The sequence below is a fragment of the Sinorhizobium psoraleae genome (genome assembly GCF_013283645.1).
Classification (GTDB): Bacteria; Pseudomonadota; Alphaproteobacteria; order Rhizobiales; family Rhizobiaceae; genus Sinorhizobium; species Sinorhizobium psoraleae.
Genome location: NZ_JABEKV010000003.1, coordinates 77485 through 96746, shown reverse-complemented (window position 1 = coordinate 96746; position 19262 = coordinate 77485). Strand labels below are relative to the sequence as shown.

At 62.0% G+C, this 19262-nt stretch carries 19 protein-coding genes and 1 pseudogene; 11 read left to right on the top strand and 9 right to left on the bottom strand.

Annotated features, from left to right (window positions below):
• Positions 1-6 precede the first annotated feature (6 nt).
• Complete coding sequence (locus ILFOPFJJ_RS16310; protein WP_173511621.1) at positions 7-1314, top strand: Gfo/Idh/MocA family protein; 1308 nt, start codon at positions 7-9, stop codon at positions 1312-1314.
• Positions 1315-1541: 227 nt separating this feature from the next.
• The gene (locus ILFOPFJJ_RS16305) at positions 1542-1688 is read left to right on the top strand and encodes a DUF1127 domain-containing protein (protein ID WP_173511620.1); all 147 of its coding nucleotides are present in this window, start codon (positions 1542-1544) and stop codon (positions 1686-1688) included.
• A 91-nt stretch (positions 1689-1779) separates the two neighbouring features.
• On the opposite strand, the gene ILFOPFJJ_RS16300 is transcribed toward ILFOPFJJ_RS16305, so the two are convergent.
• From ILFOPFJJ_RS16300 to ILFOPFJJ_RS16285, 4 genes are all read right to left on the bottom strand, one after another.
• Positions 1780-2664 carry an aldose 1-epimerase gene (locus ILFOPFJJ_RS16300; RefSeq protein WP_173511619.1) on the bottom strand — a complete coding sequence of 295 codons (885 nt, stop codon included), beginning with the start codon at positions 2662-2664 and terminating at the stop codon, positions 1780-1782.
• 7 nt (positions 2665-2671) lie between these two features.
• Positions 2672-3622: an L-arabinose ABC transporter permease AraH gene (gene araH / locus ILFOPFJJ_RS16295; RefSeq protein ID WP_173511618.1), complete on the bottom strand. Its 951-nt coding sequence runs from the start codon at positions 3620-3622 to the stop codon at positions 2672-2674.
• 2 nt (positions 3623-3624) lie between these two features.
• Positions 3625-5151 (bottom strand): L-arabinose ABC transporter ATP-binding protein AraG, encoded by a 1527-nt coding sequence (gene araG, locus ILFOPFJJ_RS16290; RefSeq protein ID WP_173511617.1) that lies wholly within the window; start codon positions 5149-5151, stop codon positions 3625-3627.
• A 70-nt stretch (positions 5152-5221) separates the two neighbouring features.
• On the bottom strand, positions 5222-6205 hold the full coding sequence (locus ILFOPFJJ_RS16285) for an arabinose ABC transporter substrate-binding protein (protein ID WP_173511616.1): 984 nt from the start codon (positions 6203-6205) through the stop codon (positions 5222-5224).
• Positions 6206-6389: 184 nt separating this feature from the next.
• Here ILFOPFJJ_RS16285 and ILFOPFJJ_RS16280 point away from each other — a divergent pair, with 184 nt between their 5' ends.
• From ILFOPFJJ_RS16280 to ILFOPFJJ_RS16270, 3 genes are read left to right on the top strand one after another with little or no spacing between them, the layout of a single operon-like run.
• Complete coding sequence (locus tag ILFOPFJJ_RS16280) at positions 6390-7175, top strand: FadR/GntR family transcriptional regulator (protein WP_173512467.1); 786 nt, start codon at positions 6390-6392, stop codon at positions 7173-7175.
• Positions 7176-7220: 45 nt separating this feature from the next.
• The gene (dgoD, locus tag ILFOPFJJ_RS16275; RefSeq protein ID WP_173511615.1) at positions 7221-8369 is read left to right on the top strand and encodes a galactonate dehydratase; all 1149 of its coding nucleotides are present in this window, start codon (positions 7221-7223) and stop codon (positions 8367-8369) included.
• Between the two features lie 23 nt (positions 8370-8392).
• Positions 8393-9172: an SDR family oxidoreductase gene (locus ILFOPFJJ_RS16270; RefSeq protein ID WP_173511614.1), complete on the top strand. Its 780-nt coding sequence runs from the start codon at positions 8393-8395 to the stop codon at positions 9170-9172.
• A gap of 31 nt (positions 9173-9203) precedes the next feature.
• Here the strand turns inward: ILFOPFJJ_RS16270 and ILFOPFJJ_RS16265 are convergent, their stop codons facing one another.
• The 3 genes from ILFOPFJJ_RS16265 to ILFOPFJJ_RS16255 form a co-directional block, all read right to left on the bottom strand.
• Positions 9204-9452: a DUF982 domain-containing protein gene (locus tag ILFOPFJJ_RS16265; protein WP_173511613.1), complete on the bottom strand. Its 249-nt coding sequence runs from the start codon at positions 9450-9452 to the stop codon at positions 9204-9206.
• The gene (locus tag ILFOPFJJ_RS16260; RefSeq protein WP_173511612.1) at positions 9430-9720 is read right to left on the bottom strand and encodes a DUF982 domain-containing protein; all 291 of its coding nucleotides are present in this window, start codon (positions 9718-9720) and stop codon (positions 9430-9432) included. Before ILFOPFJJ_RS16260 ends, ILFOPFJJ_RS16265 begins: the two co-directional genes overlap by 23 nt.
• 241 nt (positions 9721-9961) lie before the next feature.
• Positions 9962-10213 (bottom strand): DUF982 domain-containing protein, encoded by a 252-nt coding sequence (locus ILFOPFJJ_RS16255; protein ID WP_173511611.1) that lies wholly within the window; start codon positions 10211-10213, stop codon positions 9962-9964.
• A gap of 423 nt (positions 10214-10636) precedes the next feature.
• On the opposite strand from ILFOPFJJ_RS16255, the gene ILFOPFJJ_RS16250 reads away from it, so the two are divergent.
• From ILFOPFJJ_RS16250 to ILFOPFJJ_RS16240, 3 genes are all read left to right on the top strand, one after another.
• Positions 10637-11728 (top strand): DUF475 domain-containing protein, encoded by a 1092-nt coding sequence (locus tag ILFOPFJJ_RS16250; protein ID WP_173511610.1) that lies wholly within the window; start codon positions 10637-10639, stop codon positions 11726-11728.
• Positions 11729-11903: 175 nt separating this feature from the next.
• Positions 11904-12347 (top strand): universal stress protein, encoded by a 444-nt coding sequence (locus ILFOPFJJ_RS16245; RefSeq protein ID WP_173511609.1) that lies wholly within the window; start codon positions 11904-11906, stop codon positions 12345-12347.
• Between the two features lie 291 nt (positions 12348-12638).
• Positions 12639-12974, top strand: a complete 336-nt coding sequence (locus ILFOPFJJ_RS16240) for a hypothetical protein (RefSeq protein WP_173512466.1) — start codon at positions 12639-12641, stop codon at positions 12972-12974.
• A 35-nt stretch (positions 12975-13009) separates the two neighbouring features.
• On the opposite strand, the pseudogene ILFOPFJJ_RS16235 reads toward ILFOPFJJ_RS16240, so the two are convergent.
• A pseudogene (locus ILFOPFJJ_RS16235) lies at positions 13010-13741 on the bottom strand (YoaK family protein); the annotation flags it as partial.
• A gap of 442 nt (positions 13742-14183) precedes the next feature.
• Between ILFOPFJJ_RS16235 and ILFOPFJJ_RS16230 the strand changes: the two are divergent.
• Together ILFOPFJJ_RS16230 and ILFOPFJJ_RS16225 are read left to right on the top strand one after the other, a co-directional pair.
• Positions 14184-15971, top strand: coding sequence for a type I secretion system permease/ATPase (locus ILFOPFJJ_RS16230; protein WP_173511607.1), 1788 nt, complete (start codon positions 14184-14186; stop codon positions 15969-15971).
• Complete coding sequence (locus ILFOPFJJ_RS16225; protein ID WP_173511606.1) at positions 15968-17284, top strand: HlyD family type I secretion periplasmic adaptor subunit; 1317 nt, start codon at positions 15968-15970, stop codon at positions 17282-17284. Before ILFOPFJJ_RS16230 ends, ILFOPFJJ_RS16225 begins: the two co-directional genes overlap by 4 nt.
• On the opposite strand, the gene ILFOPFJJ_RS16220 is transcribed toward ILFOPFJJ_RS16225, so the two are convergent.
• The gene (locus ILFOPFJJ_RS16220; protein ID WP_173511605.1) at positions 17202-18083 is read right to left on the bottom strand and encodes an NAD(P)H-dependent oxidoreductase; all 882 of its coding nucleotides are present in this window, start codon (positions 18081-18083) and stop codon (positions 17202-17204) included. The two genes, ILFOPFJJ_RS16225 and ILFOPFJJ_RS16220, sit on opposite strands and share 83 nt — an antisense overlap.
• 93 nt (positions 18084-18176) lie before the next feature.
• Here ILFOPFJJ_RS16220 and ILFOPFJJ_RS16215 point away from each other — a divergent pair, with 93 nt between their 5' ends.
• The gene (locus ILFOPFJJ_RS16215) at positions 18177-19151 is read left to right on the top strand and encodes a LysR family transcriptional regulator (protein ID WP_173511604.1); all 975 of its coding nucleotides are present in this window, start codon (positions 18177-18179) and stop codon (positions 19149-19151) included.
• The last annotated feature ends 111 nt before the right edge of the window (positions 19152-19262 follow it).

Genomic DNA, 19262 nt, shown 5'->3' with positions numbered 1-19262 from the left:
AGGAAGATGGATAACAAACGTCGTTTTGCGCTGGTCGGCACCGGCAACCGCGGCACCACGATGTGGGGCAAGGATCTGCTCGCCGGTTGGCGCGGCCAGGTGGATCTCGTCGCCATAGCCGACACGAATGCGCTCAGAGCCGAACGCGCCCGCACGATGATTGCCACCAATGCGCCGATCTACGGCAATGTCGATGCGATGCTTGCCGAAGCGCGGCCCGATCTGGTGATCGTCTGCACCCCCGACGACACGCATGACGACATCGTCGTTCGCGCGCTGGAAGCCGGTGCCGACGTCATCACCGAAAAGCCGATGTCGACGACGGTCGAAAAGATCCGCCGCATTCTGGACGCCGAGAAGCGCACGGGCCGGCGGGTGGATGTGTCGTTCAACTACCGCTTCGCGCCGACCGCCGCGCGCATCAAGGAGTTGTTGAATTCCGGCGAGATCGGCCGTGTCACCTCCGTCGACTTTCATTGGTATCTCGATACCGAACACGGCGCCGACTATTTCCGTCGCTGGCACGCCTACACGGAACGGTCGGGCAGCCTCTTCGTGCACAAGGCGACCCACCACTTCGACCTGTTGAACTGGTATCTCGACAGTGATCCCGCTGCCGTCACGGCGTTCGCCGACCTGCAGATGTACGGGCGCAAAGGGCCCTTCCGGGGACCACGCTGCAAGCTCTGTCCCCATAAGGATGACTGCGATTTCTATCTGAATCTCGAAGCCGACCCGTTCCTCGACGCGCTCTATGAGGACCCCTCCGAGATCGACGGCTACTTCCGCGACGGCTGTGTCTTCCGCGAGGATATCGATATTCCCGATACGATGGTCGCGAACATACGCTACCGGAACAATGTACAGGTCTCCTATTCACTGAACACATTCCAGCCGATCGAGGGCCACCACATCGCCTTCAACGGTACGAAGGGCAGAATCGAGCTTCGTCAGTACGAGGACCAGCCATGGGAAACGCCAGCGGAAGACGTGATCCTGCTTGTCCGCAACTTCCCGAAAGGCCGCCCCGGAGTTGAGCGCATCGTCGTGCCACATTCCTCCGGCGGACATTACGGCGGCGATGATCGGCTGCGGAACATGCTTTTCAAGCCTAACGCGAGCGACCCGTTGGGGCAGCGGGCAGGCGCACGCGCCGGTGCGATGTCGGTCCTGTGCGGTATCGCCGCACTTCAAAGCTCGCGCACGGGCAAGCTGGTCCGGCTTGCCGATCTGATGCCGGAGCTCTTCGAGGACGAGTTCGGCTCCGTTCCGCGATCCGCGATGCAAATCTCCGCCTCGGCCGGTCGGCAATGAGTTTCGGTCGGCCTCTCTCGTAGCCGCAAGGCCAGCCCGAACTCCCGCCCTCGCGCTCTGCAGTACCCTCCATCCACGGCCGCATCCATGCATTTGACGCATGGGTGCGCTGACATATAAGCGCTGCAATCCCCCGAGGTCAGTCACTATATCTTGCGCATCGAAGCAAACGAGGCGCCACGGACTGGCTGCCAGGCTTCGAAAGCCCATGAAAGGGGGATCAAAAAATGAACGTAGCACGCTCTTTTAACAACTGGCGCAAGTATCGTCAGACGGTCGCCGAACTGGGCCGCATGTCGACCCGCGAACTCAGCGACCTCGGCATTGATCGCGCCGATATCCATCGCGTCGCCCGCGCCGCTGTCGGCCGCTAAGGCCCGTAGACGGGTACGCCCACTTCAGAACTGATTTAGATTTGTTCAAGCGCCTGCACCTCCCAGCGGGCGCTTTTGTTTTGCTCCGCTCTCAGCCTATGGGCAGCAGATGAAACGTGACGGTGCCAGCGAGGCTTTGTCCCCGCTTTAGCGTAACGAGGCCGCCGGCTTCGTTCGGCATGTTGTGAGCGTTCGGCAGATGCGTCATCGGCTCGAAACAGAAGAAGTCCGCATCCGCACCCGGCGAATAGATCATAAAGCACTCGAACGCCCCCTCGGTTTCAAGCCTTAGCGCAAGCTGGCGTTCGGGCCATTCGATTACAGCCTCTCCGTCCCAGCCGTCATAGGCATTGTTCATCCAGCAAACGGGGAGCGTATGGCCCTCGGTGAAATCGTGAGTGCGGGGAATTGGGCCGGGAGCGTCCGGCAGGTGTCCGGCCCTTTCGCCCCAGAAGCGTTTTGCACTCGCCCTGAGCCGTGTATCCGCCGCACGGGGAAAGTAGGGGTGATGCCCCAATCCAAAGGGTAACGGGCGAGCCGACATGTTCTTGACCGTCAGAGAGAGAACCAGCGTGCTGCCATCCACCCGCACTTCCTGCACGGCCTCATAGACATAGGGGCTTCCCGCCCGCTCGGTGTGCACATAGGAAAGTGTCGCTTGTTCTCCGCTGTGCGACTTCAGCTCCCATTCGCTGAGCCATCCATCCCCATGCAGGCAGAATGGATCGCCGGATGTATTCGGCTCGAGGAAGAAGCGCTCCCCATCGAAGGTGAAGCTGTTGCCTTCGATCCTGTTGCCGAAGGGTACGAGCGGGAAGCTCGCCTCGGCGCCGAACGTTTGCGTCGCGATCCCGGCGGTCGCGGTCGGCTTCAGGAACGGGATGCCGCGCCAGGTGGCAGACATGAGCGAGCCGCCGAAACGGCTCAGCTCGACCGAGAGCTCGTCGTTCCTGAGATGCAGGACATCGTCTGGCATTGCCCGGTCAGACGCGCTGTCTGCCCGCGGCCGAGCGCAGATTGTCGAGGAGGACCGCCAGCAGCAGGATCAGGCCGCGCACCACGTACTGATAGAATGCCTGGATGTTGAGCAGGTTCATCACGTTCTCGGCGATGCCCATGATCAGAACGCCGACGATGACGCCGGTCATCGCCGCGCGGCCACCGGCAAGCGATACGCCGCCGAGCACGCAGGCCGAGATGACCGAAAGCTCAAGTCCCGTCGCGGCATTGGGCTGGCCGGAGGTGATGCGCGAGGCGAGCAGCACGCCTGCGACGGCGCAGACGATGCCTTGCAGCGCGAAGATCCAGATGCGCATGCGGGCGACGTCGACGCCGGCGAGGCGCGAGGCCTCTGGGTTGCCGCCGATCGCCAGCGTGTTCTTCCCGAAAACGGTCCGGTTCAGCACGAAGCCGAAGACGATGAAGAACAGGCCCATCACCCAGATCGGTGTAGGGATGCCGAGGAAACGCGACAGCGCGAGCTGGTAGAAGGACGGATCGTTGATGCCGACGGCGCGGCCGTCCGAAGCGATCAGCGCGAAGCCGCGGACGATCTGCATGGTGGCAAGCGTGGTGATCAGCGCATTGATGCGGAAGCGGGCGATGACGACGCCGTTGACCGTGCCGACAAAGCCGCCGCACAGGACGGCCGCCAGCAGCCCAAGCAGGATGGAGCCCGTGGCGTTCGAGGCCATCACCGCGACCATGCCGGAAAACGCCACCGTCGAGCCGACGGAAAGGTCGAAATCGCGTGAGGCGAGGCAGAACATCATTGTGCAGGCAATGATGCCGATGGTAACGACGGACTGCAGCAGGCCGAGCATGTTGCGTTCGCTGAGGAAATTCGGAACCGTCAACGACACGATGACGAAGGCGACCGCGAAAATGACGACGAGGCCCTGTTCGCCGAGAAGGATTCTTTTCAAATGGGTCATCGTCACTGTACCTGTGTGAGGGCAAGGTCTTTGCTGTTCTTGATGTCGGGAAGGGCCGCCGCGAGGATCCGCCGCTCATCGAATTCTGCGCGCGGCATGTCGGCCGCGAGACGTCCCTCGCACATCACGATGATGCGATCCGCGATGCCCATCACCTCCGGCAGTTCGCTGGAGATGACGACGATCGCCATGCCTTGTTCGGCAAGCCCGTAGAGGATTTCGTAGATCTCGGATTTCGCGCCGACGTCGATGCCGCGGGTCGGCTCGTCGACGATGAGAACCTTGATGCCTTCTTCCGACAGCCAGCGACCGAGAATGACCTTCTGCTGGTTGCCGCCGGAGAGATTGACGACGTCCTGGCGGCGGGACGGTGTTCGTACGCGAAGCTTGGCGATGAACTTGTCAGCGAGCTCGCTTTCCCTCTTCGGGTTGATGATGCCGAGGCGAGAAAAGTGGCGGCGCGCGGAGATCGTCATGTTCTCCTCGATCGACCGGCCTTGGACGATGCCATCGAACTTGCGGTCCTCCGGGCAGAGAACGATACCGGCGCGGATCGACTTGGGCGGGCTGTCTGCCGGCACCGTCGCACCGTCGACCGATACGGTGCCCTGGGAACGTGCATCGGCTCCATAGACGAGCCGCGCCATCTCGCTTCGTCCGGCACCGATCAGGCCGAAGAAGCCGACGATCTCGCCGCGCCTGACGGAGAAGCTCAACGGGACCTTCAGCTTTGGTCCCGCGATGCTTTCGACCCGCAGCCGCTCGGCGCCGAAGCTGCGCCCGCGCCAGCCCCAGATGTTTGCGATTTCGCGGCCGACCATCTCTGAAATGATCTGGTCGCGCGTCACCTTGGAAATCTCCGGATGATGTGCGGCGAGCTTGCCGTCGCGCAGCACCGTGAGGCTGTCGCAAAGCCGGAAGATCTCGTCGAGGCGATGCGAGACGTAGAGAATGACGGTGCCGTTCGCGCGCAGGCGATCGATGAGGGCAAAGAGGATTTCGCTCTCGCGTGACGAGAGCGACGAGGTCGGCTCGTCGAGAGCGATGACGCGCGCTTCGAGCATCACCGCCTTGGCGATCTCGACCATCTGGCGCTCGCCGATCGAAAGCGAAGCGACCTTGGCGGTTGGGTCGACATCGATGCCGATTTCGGCCAGTTTTTGGGAGACGACGCCGATGAGTTTCCGCCGGTCGATTACGCCGCCCTTGCCGGGGAAGTGGCCGAGCCAAAGGTTTTCGGCGACTGTCAGCTCCGGCACGAGCTGCAGTTCCTGGTGGATGACGATGACGCCCGCATGGAAGGCGTCACGCACGGAGCGGTAGCGCTGCACTTCGCCGTCGATGCGGATATCGCCCTCATCGGCGGACTGGTCGCCGGACAGAACGCGGATCAGCGTCGACTTGCCAGCGCCGTTCTCGCCCATGAGCCCGTGGACGGCGCCTTTACGGACGGCAAAGGAGACATCCGACAGCGCCTGGACGCCGGGGTAACCTTTGAAAATGGATCGGAATTCGAGGAAGTCCTGCATGCGCTGCTCCGAAGCGAGGTGCCCGACGGTACGAGTGTACCGCCGGGCTCGATGGCGTCGAAAGGGACGATTACTCGATGCCGAGTTCCTTGCGGACGGCTTCGTAGTTGTCGCGAAGCGCCAGTTGGCCGGCGGTCAGGATCAGCTTTTCAGGTTCCTTGTTGTTGGCAATCCACTCGTACATGTTGAGCGCGGTTTCGTAGCCGTGACGCTTCGGCGAGATGATGACGGTGCCGAAGAAGCCGGTGGCGGCGGGCTTCTTGAACTCGTTGATCGCCGACTCCGCGCCGCCGATGCCCACACCGATCATGCTTTCGGCCGGAATCCCCACGGATTCCGTTGCGCGCACGGCGCCGAGAACTGCTTCGTCATTGAGGCCGACGGCGACCCATTTCTTGATGCCCGCGTTCTTGTTGAGCACGATCGTCGAGGCGTTGAGGGCAGCTTCCGTATCGGTCTTGGCCTGCGGTGCGTCGAAGATGTTGGCTTCCGGGAAGCCGTTGGCCTTGAGAACGGAAAGCGCGCCTTCGACGCGATCGACGGCGGTCGGCAACTGGTCATAGGAGACGCGGATCGCGCCGACCTCCTTCATGTCCCAGCCGCGCTTCTTGATCTCGTCGACGATTGCCTGGCCGACGGCCTCGCCGATCTTCGTGGCCGAGATCCCCATGTGCGGAACGTCATCGATCGGGCTGCCGTCGGCGTTGACCAGGCGGTCGTCGACGGTCATTAGCTTGAGATCGTTGGCGGCAGCCTTGGCTACGATGCCCGGACCGAGCTTGACGTCGGGCGTGCAAACGATGAAGCCCTGTGCGCCCTGAGCCCCGAGATTGTCGATGGCCGACTGGACCTTCTCGCCGTCTTCGGCGCCGATTTTGACCAGCGTGAAGCCTTTTTCTTTGGCGGCGGCGTCCGCGAATTTCCATTCGTCCTGGAACCACGGCTCTTCAGGCTGCTTGACGATGAAGCCGATCTTGACGTCGGCGGCGAATGCCGAAGTGGCCGTGAGTACGGCAATGGTACCAGCCAGAATGGCTGCCTTGATGAAGCGCATGATGTGTCTCCCTGATGAACTGCCTCCTGCAGTTGGCATTTGTGTATGATGAATCATCATATTCGTCAATTGCCATTGTATGATGAATGCGATAGTGATGTATAACAATGAAGCGTGCGCTTCGGCGCGCTGTCGCCAGCCTGGGTGATCTGCGCTATGGAGCATCGATTTGATCAGCATGGGGATGGCGATGGCAGCGGAAGGGCAAGGGCACCAGGGTATTGCGGCAGAACGGCTGCAGCGCCGCCCGCGCGTCCAGAAGAACATCACGCGGGCCATTGCCTCCGATATCTGCGCCGAGGTTTTTCCGGTCGCCACGTTCCTGCCTCGCGAAAACGATCTCTGCGAGCGTTATGGCGTCAGCCGCACTGTGATCCGGGAATCGCTGAAGATTCTCGAATCCAAGGGCATGGTGCGCGGCCGCTCCCGCGTTGGTACGGTCGTCTGCAGCAAGGAAGAGTGGAACATTCTCGATTCGCAGGTTCTGGAATGGATCGGCGAGCGCATCTTCGAATTCGATCTGCTGAACTGCATTCTGGAAGCGCGCCGGGCGATCGAGCCGGCGGCGGCGGAATTCGCCGCCGAGCGCGCGACCGTTCAGGAAATCGCCGATCTCGAACGCGCCTGGCAGGGCATGCGCGACGGCGAGCGCGACCTCGCGGGCTTCACCGATGCCGACGTCGCCTTCCACACCTGCCTTCTGAAGGCAAGCCACAACCAGGTTTTCCTGCAACTGGTCGGCATCATCCAGACGGCGCTCAAGTTCTCTCTGCACGCTTCGAACGAAGCCGCCGAACGCCGCGATGAGGCCATCGACATCCATGGCGAACTGGTGGAGGCATTGCGCATGCGCGACAAGGCGGCGGCGCGCGACTGTTCGATGCGCATGCTGGATCTTGCGGCGCGCGACCTCGCGGCGGCCGTCAAACGGCACCGGCCTGTAGGCGCCGGTCTCCTGAACAACCCGTGAAACGGGCGCCCGCCCGTTTGCTCTTCCCTCAATGGACATCACGTCATGAAGATTACCAAGCTGACCACCTATATCGTTCCGCCGCGCTGGCTGTTTCTCAAGATCGAAACCGACGAGGGCGTTGTCGGCTGGGGCGAGCCAGTGGTCGAAGGCCGTGCACTGACGGTCGAGGCGGCCGTGCACGAGCTCGCTGATTACCTCGTCGGCAAGGATCCGTTCCTGATCGAAGACCACTGGAACGTCATGTATCGCGGCGGCTTCTATCGCGGCGGCGCCTTGCACATGAGTGCTCTTGCCGGCATCGACCAGGCGCTCTGGGACATCAAGGGCAAAGCTCTCGGCCAGCCGGTCCATCAGTTGCTCGGCGGCCAATGCCGCGACAAGATCAAGGTCTATTCCTGGATTGGCGGTGACCGGCCGAGCGACGTTGCGCGCAATGCCAAGGACGTCGTCGCCCGCGGCTTCAAGGCGATCAAGCTCAACGGCTGCGAAGAACTGCAGATCGTCGACAGCAACGAGAAGATCGACAAGGCCGTCTCGACCATCGGCACCATCCGCGACGCGATCGGCCCGCATGTCGGCATCGGCGTCGACTTCCATGGCCGTGTGCATCGGCCGATGGCCAAGGTGCTCGCCAAGGAACTCGAGCAATTCAAGCTGATGTTCATCGAGGAGCCGGTACTGTCGGAAAACCGGGAGGCGCTGAAGGAGATCGCCAACCATTGCTCGACGCCGATCGCACTCGGCGAGCGCCTCTATTCCCGCTGGGACTTCAAGTCGGTTCTTTCAGACGGCTATGTCGACATCATCCAGCCGGACCTTTCGCATGCGGGCGGCATTACGGAGTGCCGCAAGATCGCGGCGATGGCGGAGGCCTATGACGTGGCGCTCGCGCCGCATTGCCCGCTCGGTCCGATCGCGCTCGCGGCCTGCCTTCAGGTCGATGCCGTCAGCTATAACGCCTTCATCCAGGAGCAGAGCCTCGGCATCCACTACAATGCGGCCAACGACATTCTCGATTACATCTCCAACAAGGAGGTGTTCCGCTACGAGGATGGGTTCGTATCGATCCCGCACGGGCCTGGCCTGGGCGTCGAAGTCGACGAGGCCTATGTCATCGAGCGCGCGCGAGAAGGCCATCGCTGGCGTAACCCGATCTGGCGCCACGAGGATGGCAGCGTCGCCGAATGGTGACGCGGGAATAGAGGAGGAGGATCATGGGAAACAGGCTCAACGGCAAGCGCATCGTCATAACGGGCGCGGCCCAGGGTATCGGCCTTGCCATGGCCGAGCTATTCCAGGGCGAAGGGGCCAGCCTCTTTCTGATCGACCGCGATGGGCCGCTGCTTGAAAGGGAAGCAAGGCGGCTTCAGGAAGCAGGCGGCCGGGTTTCCTCGGCGGTCGCCGATATCACCGATGCCGGGGCAATCGCTGCGGCCTTTGCCAGGGCGGAGGAAACCATCGGGCGCCCGAACGCGCTGGTCAACAATGCTGGTCTCAACGTGTTCGGGGAGCCGTTGGCGACGAGCGATGCGGAATGGCAGCGTTGCTTCGACGTGAACCTCAAGGGCGCCTGGAACTGTTGCAAGGCGGCACTTCCGGGCATGATCGAGGCGGGCGGCGGGGTCATCCTCAACATCGCCTCGACGCATGCTTTCACCATCATTCCTCACACCTTCCCCTATCCCGTTGCCAAGCATGCGCTCATCGGCATGACGAAGTCGCTCGGGATCGAATATGCATCGAAGGGAATCCGCGTGAACGCGCTCGCTCCGGGCTACGTGCTGACCCAGAAGGTGATCGAATACTGGAACAGCTTCCCCGACCCGAAAGCGGCCGAAGCGGAAACGATGAAGCTGCATCCGGGCGGGCGTATCGCAACGGCTGATGAGATTGCCCGCGCCGCCCTGTTCATGATTTCCGACGAATGTACTTTTATGAATGCTGCCTGCCTGACGGTGGACGGCGGCCTCAGCGTGCTGCATCACCCCGCCTGATTGGGCTTTCACTGCGTTGCCGCTACCGATCTCAGTCCAGCAGATTTACGCCCGCCTCCCTTGCTGCCGCGACAAATGCAGCGCGGGCGACGTAGGACGGCCAATCGCGTTCGAGCACTGCCTGGCAGATATCGAGTGCGTGTTCATAGGCCTGGCCGTGGTTGACCGGCCAGTGCTTCGACAGCAGTTCCGCGGCCTGGCGGGTGTTGGAGACCATGTGCACGGCCGTCTCGTTGGGCATGCGGATCGGTACGCATTCACTCCAGGGGCCGGTATCCATCACTGCCTTCCTCCCGCCCTTGACCGGCCAGGATCGTCAGAAAAGCCTCTCGCGAGGCACAGACGAAGGCGGCGCGTGCTTCGCTCGGGCTTTTCCGGCGCTTGACCGCCGCCTCGCAGGCGCGCATCGCATAGCTGTAATAGGCGCCGCCTCGAACAGGCCATTCGCTCTGCAGACACTTCATCGCGTCGAGCGGACCGATGACCGTGCGGCACCGGCCGTCCAGCATGGTCAGACTGACCGGCGCGCTCCAGGGAATCTCGTACATCGCTTTCCTTTCCTGTCCCCGAGCGGGGTCATCGGCGCGGGATAGGGGGAACGAGCGAAAGGGATATCCGCACATCCTGCGTCCTATATCAGGTTGAATGCCTTCGGACCGGCTGGGGGCGCCGAGGCATGCCTAACGACTTTGCCTTTGCGGCATCATGCTTTCCAGAGATCGATTCCGATTTTCGCGGGCCGATGCTCTTGTGCCTCGGAGCGACAGGCTTCCGGACATGCGAATGCTGTTACTGGCTCCGGATGGAAATGTGCGCCTCTTCGGCAGCCTTGATAAACGCCCTGCGAGCCTTCTCGGTCTTGACCTTGCCCTCAAGCACCTGCAAGCAGACGCGTTTTGCAGCGGCAAGGGCGCGCCCGTCCTGATGGGGCCAACGCAGCATGAGGCATTCGACCGCCTCGCGCGTGCTCTTCACGTCGCGATATTTGCCTGCGTCGTCGAGTTCCACCTGGACACTCTTGTCCCACCAGAAACTGTGCATGGCGCGTTGCCTCACAGGTTGTCTTTGCTGGAAATTAAACCCGCCGGAACCAACTTTGGTTCCATGCGAAACGCCGGCGCCGCGCGAATATTGTCGCGTCTGTATACGCGCGGTTCCGACCGCAAGGTGGCGTCTCGGCTGCCGCTCACCCCTTGACGAGGCGCGTCGCGCTGCTAAGTAAAAAAGCGGTCCCGCCTTTTAGACATCGAACCGCGGGATGAACATTGGTGCCGGGCCCCTCTGGCGAGAGTTTTACGGCGCTCTCGTGATGTCGGTACCGCCAGCAAATCACGCCGGCGGATTAGCTACCATGAAAACTGATCTCATGCCCAACGCATGTGCCTATTCGGCTGTGCGCTTTTTCCTTACAGGAAATCTCTCGTCCGCAATCGCCGAGGCACGTCGTGCCGGGGAGGGTCGTCGATGATCCAGCCCCGTTCGCAAACGAGCGCCCTCGGTTATTTCAAATGGGCCTTCATCGTTACGGCCCTCGGTCTGCTGCTTGGCGTTTGGCTCGGCTGGCAGTCGACTGGTACGTTCAGCGGCACGATGACCGTCTTCTTCATCTGTGCGGTGCTCGCTGTCCTCGAAATCTCGCTGTCCTTCGACAACGCCATCGTCAACGCCAACAAGCTCAAGGATATGACACCGGTCTGGCAGCACCGGTTTCTGACCTGGGGCATCATCATCGCCGTTTTTGGCATGCGCATCGTCTTTCCGCTGCTGATCGTCGTCATCGCGGCCAATATCGGGCCGATCGACGCGGTGATCCTCGCGGCGGTTCGCCCCGAAGAATACGCCCGCATCATGAACGACGCGCATCTGCCGATCGCCGCTTTCGGCGGAACCTTCCTGATGATGGTTGGCCTCAACTACTTCTTCGATCAGGAGAAGGATGTGCACTGGATCGCCTGGCTGGAACGCAAGATGGCGCGATTCGCGACCATCAAGGGCATCGAGATCGCCCTGGTCCTGAGCGTCATCCTCGCTTTCTCGACCCTGCTCGAAGCCCAGTACGTGCACACTTTCGTCTACGCCAGCATTTATGGGCTGCTCACCTTCCTGGTCGTCGAGGTCGTGGGCGGCTTGCTTGATGCTTCGCAACAGACGATGAGCGCGGCGGCGAAGGGCGGTTTCGGTGCGTTCCTCTACCTGGAAGTGCTTGATGCCAGCTTTTCGTTCGACGGCGTCATCGGCGCCTTCGCCTTGACGCAGAACCTGTTCATCATCGCGATCGGCCTGGGCATTGGCGCCATGTATGTCCGCTCGATGACGGTCATGCTGGTCGAGAAGGGCACGCTCAACGAATATCGCTACCTCGAGCACGGCGCCTTCTATGCGATCCTGATCCTTTCGGTGGTGATGTACTTCCAGACGCTGATCCACATTCCCGAAGTCGTCACAGGTCTTGGGGGTGCGGGCCTCATCGGTCTCTCGCTCTGGTCATCGATCCGTCACAATCGGCGGGAGGAGCATGAAGAGGAGCCGAACGCACGGTTTCGGGTCGAAGCCTAAGAGCGGGGCCCGAGAGACGGAATCATTGTCGAGAGATGGCCCGGCGGGATCCTGCCGGGCCATTTTGCTTTGGCGTGATATAATGTGAATAAGCGATATCTAAAGCATTGATCTGGGTCAATGTGACTTACAGCGATGCGGCTAGCTTGAACTCCGAAGTCAACGGGAGGTTCTCATGTTCCGCAACATTCTCATCCCCACGGACGGTTCGCCGCTCGCCACAGTGGCCTTGAACGCCGGCATTGCCTTTGCAAAGGAAGCCGGCGCAAGGATCACGGTGTTGACCGTGATGGAGCCATTCCACCTCTTTTCGACCGACGCCGACCAGCTCGCCAGCACGAAGGAGGAATATGAGGCATTCTCCCGTCAGCATGCCGGGGAAATACTTGCCGACGCCGCAGCCAGGTCCGAGCGTGCCGGCGTGCCGTGCGGGACGGATCAGGCCCGTAGCCACGAGGTCTATCGCGCGATCATCAAGAAATCGGAGGATATCGGCGCCGATCTCATCATCATGGCATCGCACGGCCGCGGCGGTGTCGGCGCCCTGATCATCGGTAGCGTCGCCGCGAAGGTGCTGACGCATTCGACGATCCCCGTGCTGATCTACAGGAAGAAATAGCGAGCAGAGCCTTAAGGCGATACGATTTCTCCACAGCTCCGGCGGTTTTGGCCCGGCGTCTCCCGACGCCGGGCTTTTCTTTGGCCGTTGCCGGAAAAGCGTCAAAGTTTCGCGTGATGGCGTGGGTGCCAGGTGGGGCGGCTGCGCAGCATGCATCCGTTCGACCTACTGCATGTTTCCTTATCGTAGCGGATTTAAGGGTGAAAACATGCAGCAATTCAAAGTGTTACAGCGTCCTTTGCATGAGAAGACATGCGGCGCTGTAGGTCGGCAGTCATGAAACGACGGGGGATGTCCTTGAACGTCAGTCCGAACGATCTTGCGCTTGTTGCGGTGATGCGGCGCTATTTCCTGGTGAAAGATGAAGTCAACGACCTGAAGGGCCGCCTGGAGGCCGCGCGCAGGGAGGTCGCCGAAGAAATCAGCCGGTTCTACGACCCGCGCGTGAATGTCGCCCATGCCGAAGACATTCTGGCGTGGCATCATCTCAGAAGGGAGATGGATGAATTGATGAGCGTTGCCGCGAACTGGGGCAGGGGCGGCAACATCGAGGCCCATCAGCTGGCATTGGAAGCGGCCGCGGTCGAGACTGCCCGTTTTCCGGACTCCCGGCCGTCATTGGACTGAGGTCGCGGGCAATTATTCTATCGGTTCAAGGCAGACCGGACGTCCTCGATCACGGGGAGCGCCGCAATCAGCATCAAGGGCGCGGCGAGGAACAGCGCCGCAGAAACGCCCAGATTGTTGAAGAGAAGGGCACCGCAGACCCCGCCAACCAGGAAAAGCCCGATCAAGGATGTGAGAAGGCGCAACTTCCGGCGATCGGCGCGGACATGCAGCCGGGAGCTCCTGGCGCTGTCGCGGTTCCAGTAGATCAGCTTTCCAAGCTCGATGCCCGCGTCGGTCACCAGGCCGGTCACGTGCGTGGTGCGGATTCTGGCGCCGGAGAGCTTCGTGATGATGGCGTTCTGCAGCCCCATGATGAAGCAGAGAAGCATGACCGTGGTCGATACGGCGAGACTTTCGCGCAGGTGGAAAAATACCCCGCTCGCAGCGAAGCAGATGAGCAGAAGCGCCTCGAACAGCAGCGGAAGCGCATATTCCGCCTGCAGTTCCAGGCGTCGGCCCCAGTTGATGAGGATGGCGGACGTGGCGGCGCCGGCAACGAACGAGAAGAGCGCGGCAAGGCCGGCCAGAACCAGTGCGATATTCCCGAGGACGATGTTGTCGGCGATCGCGGAAACGATGCCCGACATATGCGACGTATATTGATGCACCGCCATGAAGCCACCGGCATTGGCAGCGCCGGCGACGAATGTCAGATAGAAGGCCAGATGGCGATCGGTCGCCTCATTGCGTTCTTTCGCAGTCAGATTCCGGAGATAGTGCTTCATGACGGGCCGCAAAGTATCGGATTGGCGGACGAAAAGTGCGATTCATCCGATAGCACAGGATCGCTGCCGCTGTCCGTTCGATCTTGCATTTGCTATGTTGTGGTCACGGGCGCTCTTGCGCGGCAAGGATGTGCCGCGGTGGCCCGGTGGTTAGCCGTCGAGAGATTGAAGAGGCCGGAAGCGTCTCTATGGAGGGCGTGGGGCAAAATGCACGCGGCGCGCCGCTGGCGACGCCAGCTTGTACCCGCCAAAACCAAAGAACGGCCGCCAGGCGGCTTGAATGACATGCTTATGGTTGGGACGCAGTGGCGCGGTCAAGCGCTCCGGTCCGACAAAAGTCAATATTTAAGCTTTCGAAGGGATCATTGTTTCCCGGGGAACAACTCTACATTGCTGCCTCTGAAAACATCGGTTAGCAGAGTTCAAACGGCCCGACGAGCCGATGCGGAGATTTCAGTCAGTGCCTAAATCAAAAGCAATATCAAATCGCAAGAATGTCGATCCTGCGCAGGCGCTGCGCGACTGTCGTGCAGCCTTCATCGTCGTCGGGGTCGCCAGCGCGCTCGTCAATATTCTCTATCTCACCGGCTCGTTCTTCATGCTCGAAGTCTATGACCGGGTGCTGCCGAGCCGGAGCATTCCTTCGCTGATCGCACTCTCTTTCCTGGCGCTGCTTCTCTACAGCTTCCAGGGTGCATTCGAGCTGATCCGCGGGCGCATGCTGGTGCGCATCGCCGGCGCGCTCGACGAGACGATGAGCGGACGCATCTACCGGGCGCTCGTCAAGGCGCCCTTGAAGCTGAGGGTTCACGGAGATGGCCTGCAGGCGCTGCGTGATTTCGATCAGGTGCGGTCGTTCCTGTCGGGTGCCGGTCCGGCCGCTCTTTTCGACCTGCCCTGGCTGCCTTTCTACATTGCCATCTGCTTTCTCTTCCATCCCGTCATCGGGCTGATCGCGATCGGCGGCGGGCTGATCCTGACGCTACTGACCTATCTCACCAATCGTGGGACGCAGGCGCCGGCGAAGAAGGCGTCGGAGGCGGGCGGCATGCGCAATGCCTTCGCCCAGGCGTCGCAGCGCAATGCCGAGGTCGTTCAGGCGATGGGCATGTCGGGGCGGTTGACCGACCTCTGGGAACGGCGCAACGAGGAATTCCGGCTGGAGAACCGCCGCACGTCCGACATCGGCAATGGATACGGCGCGGTGTCGAAGGTTTTCCGCATGGCGCTGCAGTCGGGTGTGCTGGCAGCGGGCGCGGTTCTGGTGATCAAGGGTCAGGCCTCGCCGGGCATTATCATCGCCGGCTCCATCCTCACCGCCCGCGCGCTTGCGCCCGTGGAACTCGCTATCGGCAACTGGCGCGGCCTTGTCGGCGCGCGGCAGAGCTGGCAGCGGCTGAAGGAACTGCTCAGGGCGCTGCCGGAGGCCGAGGCGCCGCTGGCATTGCCGACCCCGCGCGACCGACTGAGCGTCGAGGGACTGGCGAGCGGGCCGCCGGCGGCGCAGCGTCTGATCTTCACCGACATCAGTTTCACGGTCCGCGCCGGCAGCGCGCTCGGCGTCATCGGCCCGAGCGCGTCGGGCAAGTCGTCGCTCGCCCGTGCCATCCTTGGCCTCTGGCCCGCCTATCGCGGTTCCGTGCGTCTTGACGGAGCAGCTCTCGACCAATGGGACAGCGATGCGCTCGGCAGGCACATTGGCTATCTGCCGCAGGACGTGGAGCTTTTCGAGGGAACGGTTGCGCAGAATATCTGCCGTTTCGCCGAAGACGCCACGCCCGAGGCGATCGTCGCGGCCGCCACGGCGGCGCGCGTCAATGACCTGATCCTTCGCCTTCCGAACGGCTACGAAACCGAGATCGGGGAGGGCGGCACGGCGCTTTCGGCCGGACAGCGCCAACGCATAGCGCTCGCCAGGGCGCTTTACGGCGACCCCTTCCTCGTCGTGCTCGACGAGCCCAATTCCAACCTCGACGCTGAAGGCGAGCAGGCGCTGAGCGAAGCGATCATGAATGTTCGCGCCCGCGGCGGCATCGTCGTCGTCGTCGCGCATCGGCCGAGCGCGCTTGCGAGTGCCGACCTCGTCCTGATGATGCAGGAGGGACGCATGCAGGCCTTCGGTCCAAGGGACGAGGTGCTGGGCAAGGTGCTGCGCAAGGAACGCGTGCAGCAGACAGAGCGGCCGGCGCCGCTGAAGATTGTCGGTGACGGCCAGGAGGCGGCGCAATGAGCGATAGCAACAAACAGATGCCGAGCGCCCGCCGCTCGCTCGGACGCCATATGGTTGCCGTCTCCACGCTGGCTGTCGCCCTTGTTGTCGGTGTTGGCGGTTGGGCGGCGACGACGGAATTGTCGAGTGCAGTCGTTGCCGGCGGCGTCGTCGTGGTCGACGACAACGTCAAGAAGGTCCAGCACCTCACCGGCGGTATCGTCGGCGAACTGCTGGTCCGCGAGGGTGACCGGGTGGAGGCGGGGCAGGTGCTGATCCGTCTCGACGGCACCACGGTTCGCGCCAATCTGGCGATTGTCGAAAGCACGCTGGCGCAACTCTATGCCCGTAGCGCCCGACTTCAGGCGGAGCGGATCGGGGCGACCTCCTTCGAGATCGATGAGGATCTCGTCGAGCTGGTCTCCGGTGCGGCGGCGACAAAGCTCGTCGATAGCGAGCAAAAGCTCTTTGCCAGCCGCCGGTCGGCTCTCACCGGTATGAAAGGTCAGCTCGCTTCCCGAAAGGCGCAGTTGGCCGACGAGATCGAAGGGCTGACGGTGCAATTGAAGGCGATCGAAGATGCGCTCAAGCTGATCGCCGAGGAACTGACCGGCGTCGACTCGCTCTACGGCCAGGGGCTCGTGCCGATGCAGCGTGTGACGACGCTGAAGCGCCAGCGTGCCGAGCTCGAGGGCGACCGCGGACAGCGCATCGCCGCCCGTGCCCAGGCGCGCGGCAAGTCGAGCGAGATCGACCTGCAGATCCTCCAGCTCGACGAGGACCGGCGGACGGAAATTTCCAAGGAGCTGACGGATGTGGAGGCGAAAATCGCCGAATACGAGGAACGCCGCACCGCCGCCTCCGACCAGTTGCGGCGGCTTGATATCACGGCACCGCTTTCGGGCCGCATCTATCAGCTCGCCATCCATACCGTAAACGGTGTGATCAATGCCGGGGAGACACTGATGCTCGTCGTGCCCGAAGCCGACGACCTGACGGTGGAGGCCCGGGTTGCCACCCACGACATCGACCAGATCCATGTCGGCCAGCCGGTTGAAATCCGCTTCAGTGCCTTCAATCAACGCACGACCCCCGAGGTCGAGGCGGAGGTGGCAACAATCGCGCCGGACCTCGTGACCGACGAACGCACCGGCGCCACCTACTACCCGTTGCGCATCCGGCCAAAGCAGGAAAGTCTCGCAAAGCTCAAGGGGCTGTCACTCTATCCCGGTATGCCCGCGGAGGTTTTCATCAAGATTGCCGACCGCACGGTGATCTCTTACCTGACGAAGCCGCTAACGGACCAGATGCGGCACGCCTTCCGCGAAGACTAGTCTCGTCGACCGTGTCTGTGCCGTCCAGGTGAAGAGCAAAGCCGTTTGCATCTGGATCGGCCAGACCAGGGCGGAGCTGAAGGGTCGGGATCACATAATCTCCGCCGTTCTGCCGCCGATAGGGAATGGGCGGAGTCGAGCCAAGCGTCCGCATCCTCTCGCGCAGGCGCTCGGCCACGACATGGAAGCCGGTCTCGTCGAGGCGATCGACCCTGTAAGTGACGAACGGCGGGAGCACATCGTAGCCCGGATAAAAGAGAATCCCGTGATTGATCGGGAATAAGAGGTCGTCGATCGGCCCGTTGATCCCGCGCGCGGAGTAATGCTCCTCCCAGCCACCGGTTGTCACGAGCAACATCGCGCGTTTACCCGCAAGGGTTCCCTCTCCGAAGCGCTTACCCCGATACTTGTCGCTGTGCTCGCCGACGCCATACGCGAAGCCATATGCGTATACCCGATCCACCCAGCCTTTGAGGATCGCCGGCATTGCATACCACCACAGTGGAAACTGCAGGATCAGGACGTCTGCCCATAGGAGCTTCTCGTGCTCGGCCTTGACGTCTTCGGTCAGAGCGTTGGTGGCGAAAGCTTCTCCCGAGGCCTTCGCCACTTTCAACCGGGCGTCCGGAGCCAGCGATCGAAAATCGGCATGGTCGATCTCGGATTTCCAGCGAGCAGCATAAAGATCCGACATTCGCACTTCGTGGCCTTGGGCTTCCAGTTCCTTGATGGCGACGTCGCGGAGCGCACCGTTGAGCGAGCGCGGTTCGGGATGGGCGAAGACGAGTAGGACTTTCATGAGGTCGGCCTCCGATAGGGGAAATCGATCCTTAGGTAGCCAATGCGGTAATGATCCACTAGATGTGCATAATGGATAGGAATTTGCTGAATAATGGATAAATCGGACGTCACATTGGAACGTATGCGCACCTTCGTCCGGGTGGCCGAGCGCGGGAGCCTGTCGGCCGTTGCGCGAGAACTCGGCGTGGGGCAGTCAACGATTACACGGCATATCAAAGAACTCGAAGATGCCGTCGGCGTGCCTCTGCTCAGCAGAACCACCCGACGCGTCACCCTGACCGATGAAGGCAGCCGCTATTACGCCAGCAGCGTTCAAGTCCTTCGTCTCGTAGAGCAGGCCGTGGACGAGGCGCGCGGCACGCGTGGCGCGCCAGCCGGTACAATCCGTATATCCTGCACGGCGGCCCTTGGGGTCATGCACGTCAGCCGACTGATTTTCGCCTTCCAGGATCTCTATCCCGATATCGGGGTCGACCTCAGTCTCACCGACGATCGAATCGACCTTGTGCACGAAGGTGTCGATATCGCGCTTCGCCTGGGTCCGCTTGCTGACAGCTCCATGAAGCTCAGAGCGATCGGGGAGTGCCGGCGTCTGCTGGTGGCAGCGCCGGCTTATCTGGCGGCGCGGGGTGCGCCAGTTGTTCCCCGGGACCTGACAGGCCATGAGGGCATCCGGATGTCGAATGTGGCGGGAAGCGACATCCTCATCTTGCAGGGGCCCGGCGGTGAACACCATGCGGTTCCTTTTGGGGGACGTTTTCGGGTCGATCACGGACTTGCCGCACGCGAGGCGCTTGCCGCTGGGCGAGGCATTGCGCCCGCGCATCGATGGCTGGTCGACGATCTCTTGGCGACCGGACGGCTCACGGCGATCTTGCCCGATTATTCGCTTCCGTCCGTTCCACTGAGCATGCTGATCGTTCCGGAACGCGCGAGCGTTGCGCGGGTGCGGTTGCTGATCGACTTTCTAGCGGAGCAAATAGGCCTTATCCCGGGAGTTGAAAAACCCAGCCAAAGAGCCGCCCCCGGAGAGCCAGCCGAGACGGGTATCGCTCGGCGGAATTAGAGCATTTCACCGTTTCGACAAGACGGTGAAATGCTCTAACCGGCGGCAGCGATGCGCCCGCCCCGCATTCGCGGGACGGGCGCATCGCTGTGCTTCCTTGCTGGCGGAAGG

Coding starts and splice junctions, on each gene's coding strand:
- ILFOPFJJ_RS16310 (WP_173511621.1), top strand. CDS start 7: ATGGATAACAAACGTCGTTTTGCGCTGGTCGGCACCGGCAACCGCGGC.
- ILFOPFJJ_RS16305 (WP_173511620.1), top strand. CDS start 1,542: ATGAACGTAGCACGCTCTTTTAACAACTGGCGCAAGTATCGTCAGACG.
- ILFOPFJJ_RS16300 (WP_173511619.1), bottom strand. CDS start 2,664: ATGCCAGACGATGTCCTGCATCTCAGGAACGACGAGCTCTCGGTCGAG.
- araH (WP_173511618.1), bottom strand. CDS start 3,622: ATGACCCATTTGAAAAGAATCCTTCTCGGCGAACAGGGCCTCGTCGTC.
- araG (WP_173511617.1), bottom strand. CDS start 5,151: ATGCAGGACTTCCTCGAATTCCGATCCATTTTCAAAGGTTACCCCGGC.
- ILFOPFJJ_RS16285 (WP_173511616.1), bottom strand. CDS start 6,205: ATGCGCTTCATCAAGGCAGCCATTCTGGCTGGTACCATTGCCGTACTC.
- ILFOPFJJ_RS16280 (WP_173512467.1), top strand. CDS start 6,390: ATGGCGATGGCAGCGGAAGGGCAAGGGCACCAGGGTATTGCGGCAGAA.
- dgoD (WP_173511615.1), top strand. CDS start 7,221: ATGAAGATTACCAAGCTGACCACCTATATCGTTCCGCCGCGCTGGCTG.
- ILFOPFJJ_RS16270 (WP_173511614.1), top strand. CDS start 8,393: ATGGGAAACAGGCTCAACGGCAAGCGCATCGTCATAACGGGCGCGGCC.
- ILFOPFJJ_RS16265 (WP_173511613.1), bottom strand. CDS start 9,452: ATGGATACCGGCCCCTGGAGTGAATGCGTACCGATCCGCATGCCCAAC.
- ILFOPFJJ_RS16260 (WP_173511612.1), bottom strand. CDS start 9,720: ATGTACGAGATTCCCTGGAGCGCGCCGGTCAGTCTGACCATGCTGGAC.
- ILFOPFJJ_RS16255 (WP_173511611.1), bottom strand. CDS start 10,213: ATGCACAGTTTCTGGTGGGACAAGAGTGTCCAGGTGGAACTCGACGAC.
- ILFOPFJJ_RS16250 (WP_173511610.1), top strand. CDS start 10,637: ATGATCCAGCCCCGTTCGCAAACGAGCGCCCTCGGTTATTTCAAATGG.
- ILFOPFJJ_RS16245 (WP_173511609.1), top strand. CDS start 11,904: ATGTTCCGCAACATTCTCATCCCCACGGACGGTTCGCCGCTCGCCACA.
- ILFOPFJJ_RS16240 (WP_173512466.1), top strand. CDS start 12,639: ATGTCCTTGAACGTCAGTCCGAACGATCTTGCGCTTGTTGCGGTGATG.
- ILFOPFJJ_RS16230 (WP_173511607.1), top strand. CDS start 14,184: ATGCGGAGATTTCAGTCAGTGCCTAAATCAAAAGCAATATCAAATCGC.
- ILFOPFJJ_RS16225 (WP_173511606.1), top strand. CDS start 15,968: ATGAGCGATAGCAACAAACAGATGCCGAGCGCCCGCCGCTCGCTCGGA.
- ILFOPFJJ_RS16220 (WP_173511605.1), bottom strand. CDS start 18,083: ATGAAAGTCCTACTCGTCTTCGCCCATCCCGAACCGCGCTCGCTCAAC.
- ILFOPFJJ_RS16215 (WP_173511604.1), top strand. CDS start 18,177: ATGGATAAATCGGACGTCACATTGGAACGTATGCGCACCTTCGTCCGG.